The sequence below is a fragment of the Pseudomonas sp. Irchel s3h9 genome, from assembly GCF_900187475.1.
GTDB lineage: Bacteria > Pseudomonadota > Gammaproteobacteria > Pseudomonadales > Pseudomonadaceae > Aquipseudomonas > Aquipseudomonas neuropathica.
Genome location: NZ_FYDH01000005.1, coordinates 349097 through 368768 on the forward strand (window position 1 = coordinate 349097; position 19672 = coordinate 368768).

Consider the following 19672-nt stretch of genomic DNA (forward strand, 5'->3'; position numbering starts at 1 on the left):
GTCTGCACCGGGCCTTTGGTGGAGCAAATGACGGTTATCGTTAGCCCGCTAAGTTAACCCAGCGTTAACAAAAAAGCCCTGCACTTTTTATCAGTGCAGGGCTTTGGATGGCGCTTTGAAAGCGTAGCCTCAATAGCGATTAGGCTCCATCTCCAGGTCGACATTGAAACGTTCGGCAATGTCTTTTTGGATGCGTTGCGCCAGATCGAGCAGTTGCAGCCCGGTTGCCGCGCCGTAGTTGACCAGCACCAGCGCCTGCAGTTTATGCACGCCGGCATCGGCTTCACGGAAACCTTTCCAGCCGGCGCGCTCGATCAGCCAGCCTGCCGCGAGCTTCATTTGTCCGTTCGGCTGCGCGTAGGCGACCACATCCGGATGCTGTTCCTTGATCCTCGAGACGATGGCCGCCGACACCAGCGGATTCTTGAAGAAGCTGCCGGCATTGCCGAGTACCGCCGGATCCGGCAGTTTTTCGCTGCGGATACTGCAAATCGCACGGCTGACGTCGGTAGGCGTCGGCTGCTCGATGCCCTGCTCGGTCAGGCGCTGACGCACCGGGCCGTATTCCAGATGCAAATGCGCGATGCGGTCGAGTGCAAAGCGCACGCGCAGAATCAGCCAACGCCCCGGCTGCTGCTTGAACAAGCTGTCGCGGTAGGCGAAGTTGCATTCTTCGAGGGTGAAATCGCGCAGCTCGCCGGTCTGGCGATCCAGCGCGGTGAGGCCGGCGAATACATCCTTGATCTCGACGCCGTAGGCACCGATGTTCTGCATCGGCGCAGCGCCAACCGTGCCGGGAATCAGGCTGAGGTTTTCCAGCCCGGAGAGTCCTTGCGCCAACGTGTGCTGCACAAACGGATGCCACGGCTCGCCCGCTTCCGCCTCGATCACCACACGGTTGCCGTCATCGCTGATCACACGAATCCCGCGCGTGGCCATGCGCAGCACCAGCGCCGGAATATCTGCCGTTAGCAGCAAGTTGCTGCCACCGCCGATCACCAGCAACGGCACATCATGAGCAACGGCATAGGCCAGCGCTTCACGGACATCGGCATCGCTGTGGGCTTCGGCGAACAGTTGCGCGCGCACATCCACGCCAAAACTGTTGAACGGTTTCAGGGAAACCTGCGGTTGCACCTGCAAACTCATAACCGGCCCTTCACTTCGATCAACAATTGGTCACAGGCTGCTTCGATCAGATCCAGCACTTGCTCGAAACCCTGATCGCCGTCGTAATACGGATCCGGCACTTCATCGACGACACCGGCATAACGGCGCAAAAACAGGTCCAGCTCGGCTTTGCCGGTGGACGGCTGCAACGCCTTGAGGTTGCGCAGGTTGCTGTTGTCCATGGCCAGAATCAGGTCGTAACTGGCGAAATCGGCACGGCGGACCTGCTGCGCGCGTTGCGCCGACAGGTCATAGCCGCGCACTTTGGCCGCGGCCTGGCTGCGTTTGTCCGGCGGGTTGCCAACGTGCCAGTCACCGGTGCCGGCGGAGGCTACTTCGACCTGATCCGCCAGCCCTGCTTCACGCAGTTTGTGGCGCAATACGCCTTCGGCCGTGGGCGATCGACAAATGTTGCCCAGGCACACAAACAGAACGCGCATCAGGCCTCCAGCAGGCGACGAACGCGCTCGAGGTCTTCGGCCGTGTCAACGCCAGTCGGCGGTGCGATCAGCGCGTCGGCGACATGAATCCGCACACCGTGCCACAGGGCACGCAGTTGCTCGAGGGATTCAGTGTTTTCCAGCCAGCATGGGCCCCAGCTCACAAAGTCCTGGAGGAAACCGGCGCGGTAGGCATAAATGCCTATGTGGCGACGGTACGGCACGCCTTCGGGCAATTGCTCGCGGCTCTTGGCGAACGCGTCGCGCGCCCATGGCAAAGTCGCGCGGCTGAAGGTCAGCGCCAAACCGTTGAGATCACTGACGACCTTGACCACGTTCGGATTGAACAGGGTATCTACGTCTTCGATCGGCTCGGCCAGCGTGGCCATGCGCGCTTCGGTGTGGGCAGCCAGATTGGCGGCGACCTGATCGATCACGCTCGGCGGAATCAGCGGCTCGTCACCCTGCACGTTGACCACGATCGCGTCGGGTTCAAGACCCAGTTTCGCCGCGACTTCGGCCAGACGATCGGTGCCGGAGTTGTGATCTTCACGGGTCAGCACCACTTCGGCACCAAAAGCCTTGCAGGCCTCGACGATGCGCGCATCGTCAGTCGCGACGACCACACGGCTGGCGCTGCTTTTGCTCGCCTGTTCCCAGACGTGCTGGATCATCGGCTTGCCGGCGATGTCGAGCAGCGGTTTGCCGGGCAGGCGGGTCGAGGCGAAACGCGACGGGATGACAACGGTGAAGGCAGTGGTCATTTATCCAGACGCTCGTCGGTGGTCAGGGTGCGGGCTTCGCTTTCGAGCATGACCGGGATGCCATCGCGGATCGGGTACGCCAGACCGGCGCCCTTGCTGATCAGTTCAGTTTTGTCGGCGCTGAGCTTGAGCGGGCCTTTGCAGATCGGGCACGCGAGGATATCGAGCAATTTGGTGTCCATGAACATTCCCTGAGTAAAGAGTTAAGGCAAAAGACGATCCGGCAACAGGCGCATCAGCTGCGTGTCGAACCAGGCCACAAAGGCCGGCGACGGCAGCGCATCGACCGCCAGATACCACCAGTCGTCAGCCGCAAAGGCACGGCACTTCACCGCGTCCTTTTCGGTCATCACCAACGGCAATGACGGTGTGAAATTCAACGCCTGCACGCTGTATTCGGCGTGGTCGGCAAACGCATGGGGGACTGCTCGCCAGTCTAGCGCTTCGAGGGTATTGAAGAAACGTTGCGGATTGCCGATCCCGGCGACCGCGTGCACGGCCTGGCCGGGTGGAAAATGATCGAGCGACTTGCGCTCGCCGCTGCGCAGATTGACCAGCGCGGTCGGTTGCAGACGGAAAGCGAAACCGTCATCGCGATCCTCGGTGGCACCATTGAACAGCACGCCGTCGACACTTTGCAGGCGCTCGATCGGCTCACGCAACGGCCCTGCCGGCAAGCAGCGTTTGTTGCCCAAACCACGGGCGGCGTCGATCAGCACCAGCTCCAGATCCCGCGCCAGACGATAATGCTGCATACCGTCGTCGGAGAGGATCAGATCCAGTGGTTCACTGGCGAGCAAGGCTTTGACCGCTGCGCTGCGATCGGGGTCGATCATCAGCGGCACGCCGGTGCGCTGGACGATCAGCAACGGTTCGTCACCGGCGATGTCAGCGGTTTGCTCGGCCGCAACGCGCCACGGCAGTTGCGGTGGTTTGGCGCCGTAACCACGACTGACCACGCCGACGCGCAAACCGCTGCGCCGGCAATGTTCGATCAACCAGAGAATCATCGGCGTCTTGCCGGTGCCACCGACGGTGATGTTGCCGACCACGATCAACGGCACCGATGGCTGGTAGATCTGACCTTCACCGGCAAGAAAGCGCTGGCGCTTACCCACCACCACGCGGCGATAGAGCATTTCCAGCGGCCGCAGCAGCGTCAGGGCCGGGTGCCCCTGATACCACGCGGCGAGCAAACGATCGGACAGGCTCATCAGGATTTGGGCGCCGCCTCGACCGTGGTCATGCGCAGATGGCTGAAACCGAGCTTGCCGGCCGCGTCCATGGCAGTGATCACGGATTGATGCTGAGTCTTGCCATCGGCACTGATCGACAACGGTATGTTGGTATCGCCGTTGGACTCTTTCTGCATGGCTTCCATCAGGGTCGCCAGGTCGTTCTTCGGCAGAATCTTGTTGTTCACCGAAAACACGCCTTCGGCGCTGATGGCCACGTCGATCTGCTTGACTTGCTGGTCTTCGGCCGGGGAGCCGCTGACCGCTTCCGGCAGGTCAACACGCAACTGGGTTTCGCGAGTGAACGTGGTGGTCACGACGAAAAACAGCAGCAGAATGAACACCACGTCGATCAGCGAAGCGAGGTTGATGTCCACGGTTTCCCGGGGTTTGCGACGGAACTTCACGCGCGGCCCTCGGCCAGGTCAACGTCACGGTCGCCCTGTACCACTTCAACCAGCTTGATCGCTTCCTGCTCCATGCCCACCACCAATTCATCGATACGGCGTTGCAGGAACCGATGGAAGAACACCGCCGGAATACCGACCATCAGGCCCGCAGCGGTGGTGATCAGCGCCTTGGAAATACCGCCCGCCAACACCGAGGCATTGGTGGTCATGCCGGAGCCGGTGAACGCGCTGAAGATATCGATCATACCCAGCACGGTGCCAAGCAGACCCAGTAATGGCGCCATGGCTGCGATAGTGCCGAGAGCATTGATGTAGCGCTCGAGTTCATGAATGACCCGGGCGGCGGCCTCTTCGATGCACTCTTTCATGATCTCGCGACCATGTTTGGAGTTGGCCAGGCCCGCCGCGAGGATTTCCCCCAGCGGTGAATTAGCGCGCAATTCCTTGAGTTTTTCTTTATTGAGCTGCTTGTCCTTGATCCAGACCCAGACCTGGCCCAGCAGATGCTCGGGGGTAACGCGACTGGCGCGCAGGGTCCACAGGCGCTCGGCGACGATCGCCATGGCCGCGATGGAGCTCAGAATGATCGGCAACATCATCCAGCCGCCGGATTTGACCAATTCCCACACAGTGACAGTCCCCTCGAAAAAGTGCGCCACTTTACCATACCGATCCACGATTAAGACCCGCCGCCCCGACGACCGTGACGCCCCATCAACCCACGTCCCGATCAGCGGGCCAGTGCGGGCGGATCACGCCAGAAACGCCGCTGATGACGCATCGTGCGTGGCGCCCGGAAGGTGCCCAGTTGCAGATGAATGGCGCCCTGCTCGGCGCTGTCGTAAATATTCAGGCCCAGTTTGCGATAACGCGCCAGCACGGTCGGGTGTGGATGGCCAAATGAGTTGCCATGACCTCGAGAGATCAGCACGGACTCGGGTTTCAAGACGTTGAGCAGCGCCATTGACGATGAACTGCGGCTGCCATGATGGGGCGATTGCAGCCATTGCGTCGGCACGGCCAGTGGACCGTCGAGCAGCACGCGTTCGGCATGGCTGTCGATGTCGCCGGTCAGCAGCAGGCGCTCGCCATTGGCCTCGATCTGCAATACGCAGGAACGCTGATTGCTGTCGTCAGCGTCCGCCCACTGCCAGAGTTGAAAACGTACGCCGTCCCATTGCCATTGCTGGCCACTTGCACAGGCTTCGGCGTTCAATTGCGCGGGCAGCCCCGCCGGGTCACCGCTGATTACCTGATCGACAGTCAAACCCCGGCTGATCGCCAAAGCGCCGCCGGCGTGATCGGCGTCGGCATGGCTGAGCAGCATCAAATCGAGTTTTTCCACGCTCAGTTTGCGCAATGAAGGCAGCACCACACGCTCGCCGAGATCGAACTCACCAAAGCGCGGCCCCGCATCGTAGAGCAACGCGTGATGGCGGGTCCGGATCAGGATGGCCAAGCCTTGGCCGACATCAAGCTGCCAGATATCGGCCAATCCATCATCTATCTGATCGCGTGGCGGCACGACCAGCAGCAACAACAACGGCCAGCCCAATGGACGCAGCGGCACGCCGCGCGGCAATAGCAACAACCCGGCGCCGAGGCTGCCAATGACCCAGACCCAAGCGGGTATCGAGGGTGCGATCCATGCCGGCCAATGCCCGGCAATCGTCGCCAGCGCGTGAAACAACCCATCGATCAAACCGCCGGCCAGCCACAGCAGGCCGGCGCCGACAAAAGGAACAGGCAGCAACACGGTTCCAAGCAGCGCCGGCGGTAACACCGCAAGACTGACCCAAGGCACTGCAAGCAAATTGGCCAGCGGCCCGCTGAGGCTGATCGGCAGATTCAGCGCCAGCAACACCGGACATAAGCCGATCGCGATCAACCACTGCGCCCGCGTCCAGGTCTGCCACCAGCGCCACGCACCCAAGCGGCCGCCAAAGGTAAAGATCAACACCGCCACCGCCGCAAACGAGAGCCACAAACCCGGACGCAAACTGGCGAGCGGGTCCAGCAACAGCACAGCGTTGAACGCCAGCAACAACGGCCATCCTGCGCCAAGATGACGAAAGCGCAGGCGCCACAACAGCACCAGCCCGACCATCACGCAGGCGCGCTGCACCGGCACGTCGAACCCGGCAAGCAGGCCATAACCGAGCGCTGCCGCGAACCCCAGACCACAGGCCCACGGCAGCCACGGCCAGCGCAGCGGCCACAGGCCATATCGCGCCATGCCGGCGACCAGCCCATACATCAGCGCCGCCAGCAAACCGATGTGCTGACCGGAAATCACCAGCAAGTGCACGGTGCCGGTGTCCTGCAGAGTCTGCCAGTCCTCGCGACTGAGCCCCGAGCCGTCACCCAGCACTAACGCCGCCAATGCGCCATTTCGCCCCTGCGCATCCACGCTCAGCAAACGCTGGCGAATACTGTCACGCCAGGCCCAGCGCGCTTCGCTCAAGCGCTGGCCGTCCTTGATTGTGCCGGTGGCGCCAATGCGTTGCGCCAGCAGCCAAGCCTCGTAGTCGAAGGCCTCGGGATTGCGCAATCCACTGGGACGCTTGAGCTTGACCGCCAAGCGCCAACGCTCGCCGCTGTTGACCTGCGGCCCGGCGTACCAGGCAAGCCGCATCAGCGATGGCAGTTTTTCATGACGCGAGTGCGCATCAGCCAATTCGAAGCGCACCACGCCGTCGCTGTTCTGCGGCAAACCGACGACCCGCCCTTCAACCCACCGGGTTTCGCCATCCAGCCCGGCCGGCAAACGATCATTCAACGCCCATTGCGCACCGACGCTGGCCCACGTGAAGCCAAACAGCAAAAACGCCAGCGGATAGCTGCGAAACGGCAGCAGCATCAAAGCCACGACCGGCAACAACAGCATCAACCAGACCGGCGGTAATGCCGGCATAAAAACCGCGACCAGCAGACCGACTGCGAGCGCCATCATCCCTGTGCGCATAAGCCCGTCCTTGAGAGTCCCGCACTTAGGCATAGCGGTTGTCAGTTACACGCGTCGTCAACAATTGTCACAAAGTCTGAATAGGCGCTTCGTAGAATCCAGACATACTTGCCGCCTTAACCGACCGAGAAGCCTTATGCCCCGGCGCTTATTCAAACGTTATATGCCCGACCCGACGAGCATCAGGGAACACAAATCCTTACGCTTTCTCGGCAAGTTGCTGCATGACCCGAACCTCTGGCACCTCAATCGTCACTCGGTCGCCCGGGCGATGGCGGTTGGCCTGTTCGCCGCGTTCCTGCCGATCCCGGCGCAGATGCTGGTGGCCGCCGCCCTCGCCGTCACGGTGCGCGGCAACATGCCGATTGCGGTCAGCCTGGTCTGGCTGACCAATCCGATCACCATGCCGGCGGTGTTCTTCTGCACCTATCAGGCCGGGGCGTTTTTGATGGATGTGCCCGCCCGACATCTACCGGACGAGCTGACCTGGGAGTGGATCAGCGGCGAGTTGTCGACGTTGTGGCAGCCGTTTCTGCTCGGCTCGGTGGTAGTCGGACTGGTACTCGGTGCCCTCGCCTACTGCATTGTGATGATGTATTGGCGTTGGTGGGTGGCGCGGCAATGGGCGCGGCGTAAGAAGAGTCGCATGCGCTGAACGCAAAACGGCCTCCGCAGTGGGAGGCCGTTCTGATTTGTGGCGTCTGGATTGGCCCCATCGCAAGCAGGTTCACTCCTACATTGGAATGCGTTCCCCTGTAGGAGTGAGCCTGCTCGCGATGGCCACGACTCGGTCTGGAGTCAGGTACGCATCCCGCGCCCGCTTACCAGCAACCGAGCACAACCGAGATACAGCACCACCGTCGCCACCAGCATAAAGGTGATCGCGATGCCGATCTTGATATCCGACACACCCAGAATGCCGTAACGGAAGGCGTTGACCATGTGCAGCACCGGGTTGGCCAACGACACGGTCTGCCAGAACGGCGGCAGCAAGGTGATCGAGTAAAACACCCCGCCCAGGTACGTCAGCGGAGTCAGCACAAAGGTCGGGATGATCGAAATATCATCGAAGTTGCGCGCAAACACTGCGTTGATGAAGCCCAGCAGCGAGAAAATCGTCGCCGTCAGTACCACCACCAAAATGGTCACGCCTAAGTGATGCACCTGCAAATGGGTGAAGAACAGCGACAGAATGGTCACGATCACGCCAACCATCAGACCACGCAACACGCCGCCAATGGTGAAACCGATCAGAATCGTGTGCGGCGACACCGGCGACACCATCAGCTCTTCGATGGAGCGCTGGAACTTGCTGCCGAAGAAACTCGAGACCACGTTGCCGTAGGAGTTAGTGATCACCGACATCATGATCAGCCCCGGCACGATGTACTCCATGTAAGTGAAGCCACCCATGTCGCCGATCTGCCGACCGATCAGGTTACCGAAGATCACGAAATACAGAACCATGGTGATCGCCGGCGGCAGCAGCGTCTGCGGCCAGATCCGCGTGAAGCGTTTGACCTCGCGGTAAACAATGGTCTGCAGGGCGACGAGGTTGGGACGGAATTCGGAACTCATACCGCCACCTTCGACAGATTTTTCTCCACCAGGGACACGAACAGCTCCTCGAGGCGATTGGTTTTGTTACGCAGGCTCAGCACTTCGATGTTCTGCTGCGCCAACTGGGTGAACAACGCCGTGATGCCCATGGATTTGTCGACCTGGACTTCCAGGGTATGGCTGTCGATCAACCGGGCAGGGTAGCCGAGCAATTGCGGCGCGGCGTTCAAGTCGTTTTTCAGGTCCAGCAGGAAGGTCTCCACGTGCAACTGGCCCAGCAATTGTTTCATGCTGGTGTTCTCGACGATGGTGCCGTGGTCGATGATGCCGATGTTGCGGCACAACTGCTCAGCCTCCTCCAGATAGTGCGTGGTGAGGATGATGGTGATGCCTTTCTGGTTCAGCTCGGTGAGGAACGTCCACATCGAACGGCGCAACTCGATATCGACGCCTGCGGTCGGTTCATCGAGGATCAGCAGACGTGGTTCGTGCACCAGCGCACGGGCGATCATCAAGCGCCGCTTCATGCCACCGGACAACGAACGCGACGGCACGTCACGTTTGTCCCACAGGCCCAGTTGGGTCAGGTACTGCTCGGCGCGTTCCTTGGCGATCTTCGCCGGAATGCCGTAGTAACCGGCCTGGGTCACGACGATGTCGAAAGTCTTTTCAAACTGATTGAAGTTGAATTCCTGGGGCACCACGCCGATCGAGCGCTTGAGCTGCGCAGGATTTTTGTCCAGGTCATGACCAAAGATATTCACTGTGCCGCTGGTCTTGTTCACCAGGGTCGAGAGAATGCCGATGGTCGTGGATTTGCCAGCACCGTTGGGGCCGAGCAAGGCGAAAAAATCACCTTCGGCAACGTCCAGATCGATACCACTCAAGGCCTGGAACCCGTTGCCGTAGGTTTTGGTTAGCTGCCGGATGGACAGAGCGGAACTCATATCTGATTTACGCACCATTGAAGGGAAAAAGGAGACGGCGGCGAAGGATCGAACCGCAGCGCAAGTGCGCAATGGTGCTTGCCGCCGCCGTACAAGTACAGTCAAGTGTGTCGATAGTAGGTATTAAGTCAACGCGGTCATGACGGCTTTCTGGTAGGGCGGACGCTGCTTCAAGCGCTCGTACCAAGCTTGCAGATGCGCTTGTGGTGCGCGTTCGATGGGCATCTCGAACCAGGCATAAATGAAACTGCCCAATGGGATATCGCCCATGCCGATGTCTTGTCCAGAGAGATAAGGCTGACTGGCCAAGGCATGGTCGGCCATGCTCAGCAACTCATTGCATTCCTTGATCGCAGCGTTGATCGCAGCCCAGTCCTGCTTGTCCGCCGGGGTGCGCAACACGCCCCAGAAAACCGTGCGGAACGGGCCGGCAAAACTCGACGTGGTCCAGTCCATCCATTTGTCGGCGATGGCGCGAACTCGCGGATCTGCCGAATACCAGTTGCTGTCGGGCGCATGCTTAGCCAGCAGATAGCGGACGATGGCGTTGGACTCCCACAGCACGAAACCGTCGTCTTCGATCACCGGCACCCGGCCATTCGGGTTCATCGCCCGGTACTCGGGTGTGTCGACTACGCCGAATGTGCCACCGGCATCGATTGCCTCGTAGGCCAGGCCAAGCTCTTCAGCCGCCCACAATGGCTTCCTGACATTCGATGAGTTTTTCCGTCCCCAGATCTTCAGCATGAGCGCCTCTTTTCAAATGAGTGGGCAGGCAGCATACGCCGGATCAGGTACGGCTCAAATCACTCTGCATATCGCCCAGCCGTTGCGGCTGCTGATCAGTGAATAGATGCGGATAGCACTTTTGCAAATGTTCGAAGAAGAACGTTTCCGGGACATCGGCGAATTGGCCGTGATCGACCAGATACTCCATGAGCTGCGCGCCGTCGCGATTGAATGGGTGGAAAACGCTGTCGTTGATACCGTCGAACTCCAGCGGTGCTACGTTGAACAATTCGCAAAGCTTCTGATTGAACGCCGGCGTGGCTTTGACCCAGCGTCCATTGAGGAACAGTTCGGTGTACCCGTGCATGGCGAACATGTCGCTTTTCAGCAACTCAAGCAGACGTGGCGTCGATAAGTGATTTTTTACGTCGGCCAGACCGATACGCGCCGGGATCCCGCAATGCCGGGCACAACCGGCAAGCAGCGTGGCTTTGGGCACGCAATAACTCTCCCCCGTCGTCAGCGCATAGCTGCCACGCAAGGTCTGCGGATCGCGACTGAAGGTGTAGGGGTTGTAGCGCACCGCCTCACGTACCGCGTAATAAAGATTGATCGCCCGCTCGAGCGGATCGCGGCTGGCACCCCGATGTTGTTCGGCGAACTCCACCACTGCCGGGTGGTCACTATCGATGAAGCGGCCGGGACTCAGATACTCGCGCATGACGACAATCTCCTGGGTGAGCCCCGAGTCTAGCGACAGCGTCAGCACAGAGATAACGACGTTTCGGCCAAACTTGGACGCAAAGACGCGGGATCAGCGAACGATTTCCCACACGTGTTGCCCACCGAACCTACGAAAACCATCCGGGGTTTCCCACGATTTCAATCACCTTGGTCTGACCACCCGGTTTTACAGATGCCGTCTAAGCTCTGGAGGGTCGATTTGCCTTGGTTCACGGAGGACTGAATATGCTGTTGTTGTGGATACTGGTTTTGATCGTTGGTGTGGCGTATCTCGCCCACCGGCGTATTTCACCTCTGCCTGCGTTGGGCATCGTGGCCGTCTACCTGCTGGCGATGGGTATTTTCAGTCATGCGCCGGGCTGGCTGTTGCTGGTGTTCTGGGTGCTGCTCGCGGTGGTCGCTGCTCCGCTGCTGCTGCCTGATCTGCGTCGCAAGCATTTCACTGCGCCGTTGTTCAACTGGTTCCAGAAAACCCTGCCACCCATGTCGCAGACCGAACGCGACGCAATCGACGCCGGCACAGTGTGGTGGGACGGTGAGCTGTTCAGCGGCCGCCCGGACTGGGACAAACTGCTGGCCTATCCCAAGGCGCAATTGAGCGAAGAAGAACAGGCGTTCATCGACGGCCCGACCGAAGAGCTTTGCGCGATGGTCACTGACTGGCAGATCGGCCAGTCGATGGACCTGCCACCCGAAGCCTGGGCGCATATCAAGGAACACGGTTTCTTCGCCCTGATCATCCCGAAAGAATTTGGCGGCAAAGGCTTCTCGGCTTACGCCCACTCGCAGGTGGCGATGAAACTCGCTACCCGTAGCGGTGACCTCGCCTCCACCGTGATGGTGCCGAACTCCCTCGGCCCGGCCGAACTGTTGCTGCATTACGGCACCGACGAACAACGCAATCACTACCTGCCGCGCCTGGCTCGGGGCGATGACATCCCGTGCTTCGCCCTCACCGGTCCGCTCGCCGGGTCCGATGCCGGTGCGATGCCCGACACCGGGATCATCTGCAAAGGTCAATGGGAAGGTCAGGAAGTCATCGGCCTGCGCCTGAACTGGGAAAAACGCTACATCACCCTCGGCCCGGTCGCGACCCTCCTCGGCCTGGCTTTCAAGGCCTACGACCCGGAGCATCTGCTGGGCGACAAAGAAGACCTTGGCATCAGCCTCGCGCTGATTCCGACCGACACCGCAGGCGTGGAAATCGGTCGTCGTCACCTGCCACTAGGCGCGGCGTTCATGAACGGCCCGAACTCGGGCAAAGATGTGTTTATCCCTCTGGACTTCCTCATCGGCGGTCAGGAGATGCTCGGCAAGGGCTGGATGATGCTGATGAACTGCCTGTCGGTCGGCCGTTCGATCTCGTTGCCGGCGGTCGGCACTGGTGCGGCCAAATTCACCAGCCTGGTCACCGGTCAGTACGCGCAGATTCGCGAGCAGTTCAATGTACCGCTGTCGGCTTTCGAAGGTATTCAGGAAGCCATGGCGCGCATCGGCGGCAACGCGTGGATGATGGACGCGGCGCGCATGCTCACTGCCAACGCAGTGGATCTGGGCGAAAAACCCTCGGTGCTGTCGGCGATCCTCAAGTATCACCTCACCGAGCGCGGCCGCGAATGCATCAGCCACGCCATGGATGTGCACGGTGGCAAGGCGATCATCATGGGCCCGAACAACTACCTCGGGCGTAGCTGGAACGGCGCGCCGATCTTCATCACTGTAGAAGGTGCGAACATCCTCTCGCGCAACCTGATGATCTTTGGTCAGGGCGCGATTCGTTGCCATCCATTCGTGCTGAAGGAGATGGCCCTCGCCGGTCGTGAGGACAAGGATCAGGCGCTGAAAGAGTTCGATGGTTTGCTGCTCAAACACATCGGTTTCGCCGTGAGCAATGCCGCCAGCACGCTGGTACTGAACCTCGGCTTCGGTCACTTCGAACATGCGCCGGGCGACAAGATCAGTCAGGGTTACTTCCGCGCACTGAACCGTCAGGCAGCGGCGTTCGCCATGCTCGCCGACTTCAGCATGATGTTGCTGGGCGGCGAACTGAAACGTCGCGAGCGTCTGTCGGCACGTTTGGGTGATGTGTTGAGCAACCTGTATCTGGCCTCGGCCGCGCTCAAGCGTTATCACGATCTGGATTCGCCGGCGTACATGGAGCCGCTGTTCAGATGGGCGATGGAAGAAAGCCTCGGCCAATCGGAACGGGCGCTGGATGAATTGCTGCGCAACTTCCCGAACAAGGTATTCGGTTGCCTGCTGCGAGCCATCGTGTTCCCGTTCGGTCGTCGTCACAAAGGCCCTTCGGACAAACTCGGTGCCGAAGTGGCAGGCGTGATTGGTCGCGCCAAAGGTGATCCGGCGCTGGAAGAGTTGCTTGCCGGTTGCTATCGCCCGCAGTCGGCAGACGATGCAGTCGGCGCGCTGCAACACGCCAGTGATTTGCTGAATGCCGCGCAGCCACTGCACAAAAAACTGCACACGTCGCTGAAAAGCGGTCAGGTCAAACCGGTCGCAGGTGAGCACGCCATCGATGCGGCGCTTGAGGCCGGGGTGTTGCAACCGGGAGAAGCACAGAGCCTGCGCGATGCCGAAGCCGCACGACGCAAGGTGATCGACGTGGATGACTTCGAGAAAGAGGAACTGAAACTGGCAGAGGGCAAAGTCCGCTGATCCTGACAACCATGTCCAAGAGGGCGCGGGAGCTTTATACTCCCGCGCCCGTTTTGCTCTTGAGGACTTATCTCGTGTCCAACGTCGTTGCCGATCATCTTGTTTTGCTCGACCACCTGCGCAGTATCCTGGTCGCCGTAGGTGAGGCCGAACAGGTTCCCGAAGAAAGCCATGCCTTGTTCCTGGAGCGCTTCGACGAACTGCTGGCATCGCTGCCGATCGATCCGATCGAAAGCCAGTACCTGGGCCAGGACATCCTGACTCAAGTGATTACCCGTTATCCGCAAATCGCCCACCTGATCCCGCGCGATCTGTTGTGGTTCTTCGCCGGCGACTGCCTGCATTACTTGTCCGATGAAGAGATCGACCTGTATCAGTCACTGGAAGAACGTCGCTACGAAGCCGAACAGAACGATGAACCGTTCGACTGGAACCAGGAAAAACAACTGCTGGCGATGTCCGCTCAGGACAGCAAGCACTGATTTAACAGTGGGTTGAAGATCAAAAGATCGCAGCCTTCGGCAGCTCCTACAGTGGACTCACGCAATCCCCTGTAGGAACTGCCGAAGGCTGCGATCTTTTGCTTTGCGCTACAACAACCCTTCGCTTTCGGGCAATTCATACGCCATCGCCGCGTTGCTTTCCCCCACTGATTTGCCCGGTTTGCTCAAGGTCGGCTCTTTCTCCAGGCACTCCACCAGATAGTCGATGAACACCCGCAACTTGGGTGGCAGATAGCGCGTCGGCGAGTGCAGTAACCACAGTCCGCCGTGATAGGACGCGAGGAACGTCCAGTCCGGCAACACCTGCACCACCAACTTTTGCTCAAGCGCGTAACGGGCGGTGAAATACGGCAGGCTGCCGATGCCGATGTGCTGCAACACCGCGCCCAGCCGCACACCGGTGTGATTGGCGGCATACCGACCGCGGACACCTACCGTCACCGCCTTACTGCCCTTCTTGAATTTCCAGCGCGCATCACTCGGGGTTTCCCCCAGATAAATACAACTGTGATTGAGCAGATCATGCGGGTGAGTCGGTATGCCGTGCTCGGCCAGGTACTGCGGCGTGGCACAGAGCAAATGGTCGATGGTCAGTAACTGCCTGCCGGCCAGCCCGGCCGGTGGTCGATCCGTAATACGAATGGCCAGATCGACATGGTCGTCGATCAAATCGACCTGACGATCCTCCAGCAACAACTCGACATCGACCTTGGGATAACGCCGCAAAAACTCGGGCATGTGCGGATGAATCACGAAACGCCCCACCGCTTTCGGCACACTGACGCGCACCAGTCCTTCCGCTTCATGGGTGAACTGGCCGCTGATTTCCATCACCGACTTGGCCGCGCTGACCATCTCCTGGCAGCGTTTGAATACCTCCTCGCCGCCGTCACTCAAGCGCAGCTTGCGCGTGGTGCGCTGCAGGAGTCGCGTGGCCAGGGCTTTTTCCAGCCGCGAAATACTGCGACTCACCGCTGACGGCGATGAACCCAACTGCCGAGCCGCTTCAGAGAAGCTTCCGGTCTCGACGACCTTGACGAAAATCGCCATTTCACCAAGCAGCGGTAGCGGCAGATTGATGCTCACAGCGCACAAGTCCTTTGATGTTTGAACGGATTATCACGTTATTGCACGATTCATATAATAAAAAAAGAAACTTTAATAAGGGCATGGAATATGACGCTTCGCCTCTTTTTCCATAGTGATGACCTCAAGGCCAATGTGGAAGTCCTCGACTGCACGCCCCAAGAGAACGAATTCGCCGTGGTCTTGCGCGCCACGCTGTTTCACCCGCAGGGCGGTGGTCAGCCGTGTGATACCGGCTGGATCGGCGAAAGCCAGGTACTGCGTGTAGTGCAGGAACCGGACCGGATCATTCATTTTGTCGACCGACCGGTAAAGCTCGGCATGACCTGCATCCGCATCGACGAACAGCGCCGCCAATTCAATACACGCATGCATTCGGCCGGGCACCTGATCGGGCATTTCGTCCAGGCGCTGGGCTGGATGCCGATCAAAGCCCATCACTGGCCGGATGAAGGCCGAGTGCAATTCAAACCCGGCGACACCGCGCAGGAAGTCGATGCAGAGACCGTTCAACACGGGATCGACCAGTGGATCGAGCACGACCTGCCCCGCCTGACCTCGCTACGCGAAGGTGCGCGGGAAATCGGTTTTGGTGAACTGCCCGCCTATGGCTGCGGTGGCACCCACGTACGCAGCCTGAAGGATCTGGGCACAGTCACGATCGCGTCCCTTTCGCAGAAGAAAGGCACGTTATCCGTCCACTACAACGTGGATTGAGCATTTCGGGCGCTGCTTCAGGCAGCGTCCGACGCCGGGGAGCCGCATTCGCAGGTTCCGTTGACTATCGATAGATGGACCTAAAAAAATGATGCTAGACGTCGAGCGTCTCGATGAGACGTGCATAAAAAAACTGGCCAACGAAGAAGTCCTCGCCATCCGCCTCAAAGGCTTTTTGCCTGAGCCGCTGGCCATTCAGATTGGCGACAAGATTCTCGCTCCAGGCTTCGAGGGTTACATCAACGCACCGAGTATCGGCCGCATCGGCATGGCGTTTTACGAGGCGGAAAACCAGCCGCTGCTGATTGAGGACTACTTCGAACGCGCCACCAGCAACATCGCTGAACTGCGCAATCGCTGCGCGCCCTACTCCTCACCGATCGACACCTTGCGCTGCATGCTCGACGAATCCTGGCCGGCCGGCGCGCACCTGGAAAACCTCTACGGCCGGAAAATGTATGTCGGCCTTTCGCGCGTGGTGAAGCCCGGGGTGTGCTTCCTCGCCCATCACGACATCTTCGCCAAGGACGCTCCAGACAGTTTCCAGGCCCGCAGCCTGGAGGCGCAGTTCGCCTGCAATGTCTACCTGAACATGCCGACCGAGGGCGGTGCGTTGCAGATGTGGGACGACGACATCACCCCGGATCAATTCGACGAGATGCGCGGTGACAGTTACGGCATCGAACCGGCACTGCTCGGCCCACCCGCGCTGGAAGTCCGACCGCAACCCGGCGATTTCATCATGTTCAATTCGCGGCGCATGCACTCGGTGACCCCGGGCGTGGCCGATCCGCGTTTGAGCCTTTCCTTTTTTGTCGGCTATCGCGGCAATGCTTCACCCCTGACCTATTGGAGCTGAGATGTATTCGAATTATCTGGGCGAGTTTCTGGCGCTGGCAACCATTCACTTTCTGGCTGTGGTTGCTCCCGGCCCGGACTTCGCAGTCACCATTCGCCAAAGCGTACGGTTCGGCCGATTGGTAGGGATCTGCACGGCGCTGGGTATCGGCGCGGGGATTTCCGTGCACGTGCTCTACACGTTGCTGGGTGTCGGGGCATTGATGCACACCACCCCGTGGTTGCTGACCGTCGCCAAGGTGATTGGCGGTGCCTATATCCTGTATCTGGGCGTCAGCCTGTTGCGCAGCAAACCCAAATCGGCCGTTGAAGGTGAAAAAGCTGCGGATGAACCCGTGGTCGAACAAACCCTGTTCAAAGCTTTCAGCACCGGTTTTCTGACCAATGCAACCAACCCCAAGGCCACGCTGTTTTTCCTGGCCATCTTCACCACGATCATCAGCGCCAGCACGCCCCTGCAGATCCAGGCCTTTTACGGGCTGTGGATGTGCTTTGTGAATGCGCTGTGGTTTGTCGTGGTCGCGCTGTTCTTCTCAAGCAATCGGGTTCGCCTGCTGTTCATGCGCATGGGCCATTGGTTCGAGCGCACCATGGGCGTGGTGCTTATTCTGTTTGCTGGCCGACTGATGCTGTCCTGGTAAGCAGACGCAAAACGCAAAAAGGCCCGCCGAATCGCTTCGGCGGGCCTTTTTCTTTATGACAGATGACACAACCACAAATCGCGCGCATACAAAAACGCCGCTCTGTTGAGCGGCGTTTTTGTGAATATGGAGCGGGAAACGAGACTCGAACTCGCGACCCCGACCTTGGCAAGGTCGTGCTCTACCAACTGAGCTATTCCCGCAATGGCGTCCCCTAGGGGACTCGAACCCCTGTTACCGCCGTGAAAGGGCGGTGTCCTAGGCCACTAGACGAAGGGGACACAGGCTACAACTTTCACTAATAAAAACGCCGCTCACTGAGCGGCGTTTTTAGAATTTGGAGCGGGAAACGAGACTCGAACTCGCGACCCCGACCTTGGCAAGGTCGTGCTCTACCAACTGAGCTATTCCCGCAAATGGCGTCCCCTAGGGGACTCGAACCCCTGTTACCGCCGTGAAAGGGCGGTGTCCTAGGCCACTAGACGAAGGGGACACGCTACCCGGAACACATGGTGTGTGTTTCGGTGTCCAGATCCGTATCCGAAGACTTGGTTCTGGTTTCACTCAGCACCGCCCGAAAGCGCTACTGTTTAAAATTGGAGCGGGAAACGAGACTCGAACTCGCGACCCCGACCTTGGCAAGGTCGTGCTCTACCAACTGAGCTATTCCCGCATTGGCGTCCCCTAGGGGACTCGAACCCCTGTTACCGCCGTGAAAGGGCGGTGTCCTAGGCCACTAGACGAAGGGGACACACTACAACATTCACTCCCTGCCGCGCTTCGCTGTGTGCTTTACGCTGCAAGTGGCGCGCATTCTATGGATGGATTGAGAGGTCGTCAACCCCCTGATATAAATTTATTTAAATCAATGACTTCGACGACCTTTACGGCGGCAATCAGGCTTTTCCGTCGCCCGACGATTGACGCCTATATTCCGCCACTCGCCAAGACGCTATAGTCCACCCACAGTGATGGCAATCTGCACTCGCAGCGCCAGCATTCATATAAGCAGCGTGCGGCCGATACAGATTGAACCTGCCGATCCAACTCGTCGAGCGGCGCTAGGCGACTAAATGCCCAGCCACTACACTCGCATGCGAACCCTATAAAGAGGTCTTACCGGTGACACCACTCATGATCACCCTGCTAGTCGTAGCCGGGATCGCAATTCTGATCGCCATTGGCTACATGAACCATGTGGTGGAAAACAACAAACTGGAGAAGGCCCGCACCAAGGTCGAACTCAACGACCGCCTGCGCCGTTGCGGCGAACTGACCGAAACCTTCCCCGGCCAGTTCATGACCCCGGCGCTCAAGCTGCTGCTGACCCGTCTGGAACTGAACGTCTGCCAGCGCCTGCTGAACCTGGAAAAAACCAGCGCCACCACCAAAGCACGCATCACCGAACTGAGCGCCCTGGTCGCCCAAGGCGAATCGATCCCGGTCAACAACCCACCGGCACCGATCCTGACCGAAGCCAAAGCCAAAGACGTGCGCTTCCTGCTCGAAGCCCTCCACGGCCAGATCACCCGCGCCGCCCACGATGGTTTCCTGCCACCGAATGAAGCCAAGCACTGGATCCGCGAAGTCCGCCACATTCTGGTGCTGCTGCACATCGAATTCTTCAACAACCTCGGCCAACAGTCCCTGCAACAAAACCAGCCCGGCCAGGCCCGCCTCGCCTTCGAACGCGGCGTGCAATACCTGCGCAAACAGCAGGATCCGCAGATGTACGCAGAACAACTGCAATACCTGGAAAAACTCCTGGCCCGCGCGAACGCCCAGGTCATGGACAAGATTGCACCGGTTGAAGGTGAAGAGAACCAACTGACCGCCGGCCTCAAAGATGTCGAGGCCGATGCGGACTGGAAGAAGAAAGTGATTTACGACTGAATGCAGAGGTTGAAAGAGAAGCCACCGAGAGGTGGCTTTTTTGTGGGCTCGCGGGAGTGAACCTGATAGATACCCGGTGGATGTGAGGCCGTCATCGCGAGCAGGCTCACTCCTACATTGGGACTGAGTACATCCGATAGCGGATTGGTCGGCTGTCAGGCCGCCTTCGCGAGCAGGCTCGCTCCCACAGAAAAGCAAAAGCAACGCCCACCTCACAACCGCATCTGCTTCTCACCACTCAACAGGATGAGCGTTAGCTCGGCTGCCGCTCTTGATCTTGATCTGAAAGCCCGTCGGCAGGCTGAGTGGAAGGATTGATCCGGGGGTGGGAGCGCAG

The 19672-nt window shown here is 59.6% G+C and carries 20 protein-coding genes and 6 tRNA genes; 7 read left to right on the plus strand and 19 right to left on the minus strand.

What is annotated here, in order from left to right; translation table 11 throughout:
* Positions 1–129: 129 nt before the first annotated feature.
* The 8 genes from murB to CKW26_RS11210 all read right to left on the minus strand — a co-directional run bounded on the left by murB (position 130) and on the right by CKW26_RS11210 (position 6984).
* Positions 130–1149, minus strand: a complete 1020-nt coding sequence (gene murB / locus CKW26_RS11175) for a UDP-N-acetylmuramate dehydrogenase (protein WP_095048622.1) — start codon at positions 1147–1149, stop codon at positions 130–132.
* Positions 1146–1610 carry a low molecular weight protein-tyrosine-phosphatase gene (locus CKW26_RS11180; RefSeq protein ID WP_093435454.1) on the minus strand — a complete coding sequence of 155 codons (465 nt, stop codon included), beginning with the start codon at positions 1608–1610 and terminating at the stop codon, positions 1146–1148. Before CKW26_RS11180 ends, murB begins: the two co-directional genes overlap by 4 nt.
* Positions 1610–2374 (minus strand): 3-deoxy-manno-octulosonate cytidylyltransferase, encoded by a 765-nt coding sequence (kdsB, locus tag CKW26_RS11185; RefSeq protein WP_095048623.1) that lies wholly within the window; start codon positions 2372–2374, stop codon positions 1610–1612. Before kdsB ends, CKW26_RS11180 begins: the two co-directional genes overlap by 1 nt.
* Positions 2371–2556 (minus strand): Trm112 family protein, encoded by a 186-nt coding sequence (locus CKW26_RS11190; protein ID WP_003174668.1) that lies wholly within the window; start codon positions 2554–2556, stop codon positions 2371–2373. Before CKW26_RS11190 ends, kdsB begins: the two co-directional genes overlap by 4 nt.
* A 21-nt stretch (positions 2557–2577) precedes the next feature.
* Positions 2578–3588 carry a tetraacyldisaccharide 4'-kinase gene (gene lpxK, locus CKW26_RS11195; protein ID WP_095048624.1) on the minus strand — a complete coding sequence of 337 codons (1011 nt, stop codon included), beginning with the start codon at positions 3586–3588 and terminating at the stop codon, positions 2578–2580.
* Positions 3588–4016, minus strand: coding sequence for a biopolymer transporter ExbD (locus tag CKW26_RS11200; protein WP_095048625.1), 429 nt, complete (start codon positions 4014–4016; stop codon positions 3588–3590). Before CKW26_RS11200 ends, lpxK begins: the two co-directional genes overlap by 1 nt.
* Positions 4013–4648, minus strand: a complete 636-nt coding sequence (locus CKW26_RS11205; RefSeq protein WP_042560451.1) for a MotA/TolQ/ExbB proton channel family protein — start codon at positions 4646–4648, stop codon at positions 4013–4015. The genes CKW26_RS11200 and CKW26_RS11205 overlap by 4 nt, the downstream gene beginning before the upstream one ends.
* Positions 4649–4749: 101 nt before the next feature.
* Positions 4750–6984, minus strand: a complete 2235-nt coding sequence (locus tag CKW26_RS11210) for a DNA internalization-related competence protein ComEC/Rec2 (RefSeq protein ID WP_095048626.1) — start codon at positions 6982–6984, stop codon at positions 4750–4752.
* Positions 6985–7120: 136 nt separating this feature from the next.
* Between CKW26_RS11210 and CKW26_RS11215 the strand changes: the two genes are divergently transcribed.
* The gene (locus tag CKW26_RS11215; RefSeq protein ID WP_095048627.1) at positions 7121–7639 is read left to right on the plus strand and encodes a DUF2062 domain-containing protein; all 519 of its coding nucleotides are present in this window, start codon (positions 7121–7123) and stop codon (positions 7637–7639) included.
* Between the two features lie 143 nt (positions 7640–7782).
* Here the strand turns inward: CKW26_RS11215 and CKW26_RS11220 are convergent, their stop codons facing one another.
* The 4 genes from CKW26_RS11220 to CKW26_RS11235 form a co-directional block, all read right to left on the minus strand.
* Positions 7783–8562: an ABC transporter permease gene (locus CKW26_RS11220; RefSeq protein WP_008087860.1), complete on the minus strand. Its 780-nt coding sequence runs from the start codon at positions 8560–8562 to the stop codon at positions 7783–7785.
* Positions 8559–9491, minus strand: coding sequence for an ABC transporter ATP-binding protein (locus CKW26_RS11225; protein ID WP_093435472.1), 933 nt, complete (start codon positions 9489–9491; stop codon positions 8559–8561). The genes CKW26_RS11220 and CKW26_RS11225 overlap by 4 nt, the downstream gene beginning before the upstream one ends.
* A 123-nt stretch (positions 9492–9614) precedes the next feature.
* Entirely contained in the window at positions 9615–10238 is a 624-nt protein-coding gene (locus CKW26_RS11230) for a glutathione S-transferase family protein (RefSeq protein WP_095048628.1), read from the minus strand.
* 43 nt (positions 10239–10281) lie between these two features.
* On the minus strand, positions 10282–10941 hold the full coding sequence (locus CKW26_RS11235) for a transglutaminase family protein (RefSeq protein WP_093435478.1): 660 nt from the start codon (positions 10939–10941) through the stop codon (positions 10282–10284).
* A 248-nt stretch (positions 10942–11189) separates the two neighbouring features.
* Here CKW26_RS11235 and CKW26_RS11240 point away from each other — a divergent pair, with 248 nt between their 5' ends.
* Together CKW26_RS11240 and CKW26_RS11245 are read left to right on the plus strand one after the other, a co-directional pair.
* Positions 11190–13637 (plus strand): acyl-CoA dehydrogenase, encoded by a 2448-nt coding sequence (locus tag CKW26_RS11240; RefSeq protein WP_095048629.1) that lies wholly within the window; start codon positions 11190–11192, stop codon positions 13635–13637.
* 74 nt (positions 13638–13711) lie between these two features.
* Entirely contained in the window at positions 13712–14119 is a 408-nt protein-coding gene (locus CKW26_RS11245) for a PA2817 family protein (protein ID WP_095048630.1), read from the plus strand.
* 108 nt (positions 14120–14227) lie between these two features.
* Here CKW26_RS11245 and CKW26_RS11250 read toward each other — a convergent pair whose 3' ends face one another.
* Positions 14228–15226, minus strand: coding sequence for a LysR family transcriptional regulator (locus CKW26_RS11250; RefSeq protein WP_095048631.1), 999 nt, complete (start codon positions 15224–15226; stop codon positions 14228–14230).
* Positions 15227–15316: 90 nt separating this feature from the next.
* Between CKW26_RS11250 and CKW26_RS11255 the strand changes: the two genes are divergently transcribed.
* The 3 genes from CKW26_RS11255 (at position 15317) to CKW26_RS11265 (ending at position 17442) form a co-directional block, all read left to right on the plus strand.
* Entirely contained in the window at positions 15317–15943 is a 627-nt protein-coding gene (locus tag CKW26_RS11255; protein WP_095048632.1) for a hypothetical protein, read from the plus strand.
* Positions 15944–16031: 88 nt separating this feature from the next.
* Positions 16032–16802, plus strand: coding sequence for a 2OG-Fe(II) oxygenase (locus tag CKW26_RS11260; protein ID WP_095048633.1), 771 nt, complete (start codon positions 16032–16034; stop codon positions 16800–16802).
* 1 nt (position 16803) lies between these two features.
* Positions 16804–17442, plus strand: a complete 639-nt coding sequence (locus tag CKW26_RS11265; protein ID WP_095048634.1) for a LysE family translocator — start codon at positions 16804–16806, stop codon at positions 17440–17442.
* Positions 17443–17569: 127 nt separating this feature from the next.
* On the opposite strand, the gene CKW26_RS11270 is transcribed toward CKW26_RS11265, so the two are convergent.
* The 6 genes from CKW26_RS11270 to CKW26_RS11295 all read right to left on the minus strand — a co-directional run bounded on the left by CKW26_RS11270 (position 17570) and on the right by CKW26_RS11295 (position 18193).
* A tRNA-Gly gene (locus tag CKW26_RS11270) sits at positions 17570–17645 on the minus strand.
* 2 nt (positions 17646–17647) lie between these two features.
* A tRNA-Glu gene (locus tag CKW26_RS11275) sits at positions 17648–17723 on the minus strand.
* A gap of 57 nt (positions 17724–17780) precedes the next feature.
* Positions 17781–17856, minus strand: a tRNA-Gly gene (locus tag CKW26_RS11280).
* A gap of 3 nt (positions 17857–17859) precedes the next feature.
* Positions 17860–17935, minus strand: a tRNA-Glu gene (locus tag CKW26_RS11285).
* Positions 17936–18039: 104 nt separating this feature from the next.
* Positions 18040–18115, minus strand: a tRNA-Gly gene (locus CKW26_RS11290).
* Positions 18116–18117: 2 nt separating this feature from the next.
* Positions 18118–18193 (minus strand) — tRNA-Glu (locus CKW26_RS11295).
* 383 nt (positions 18194–18576) lie between these two features.
* Here CKW26_RS11295 and CKW26_RS11300 point away from each other — a divergent pair.
* On the plus strand, positions 18577–19335 hold the full coding sequence (locus tag CKW26_RS11300) for a hypothetical protein (RefSeq protein ID WP_176471267.1): 759 nt from the start codon (positions 18577–18579) through the stop codon (positions 19333–19335).
* The last annotated feature ends 337 nt before the right edge of the window (positions 19336–19672 follow it).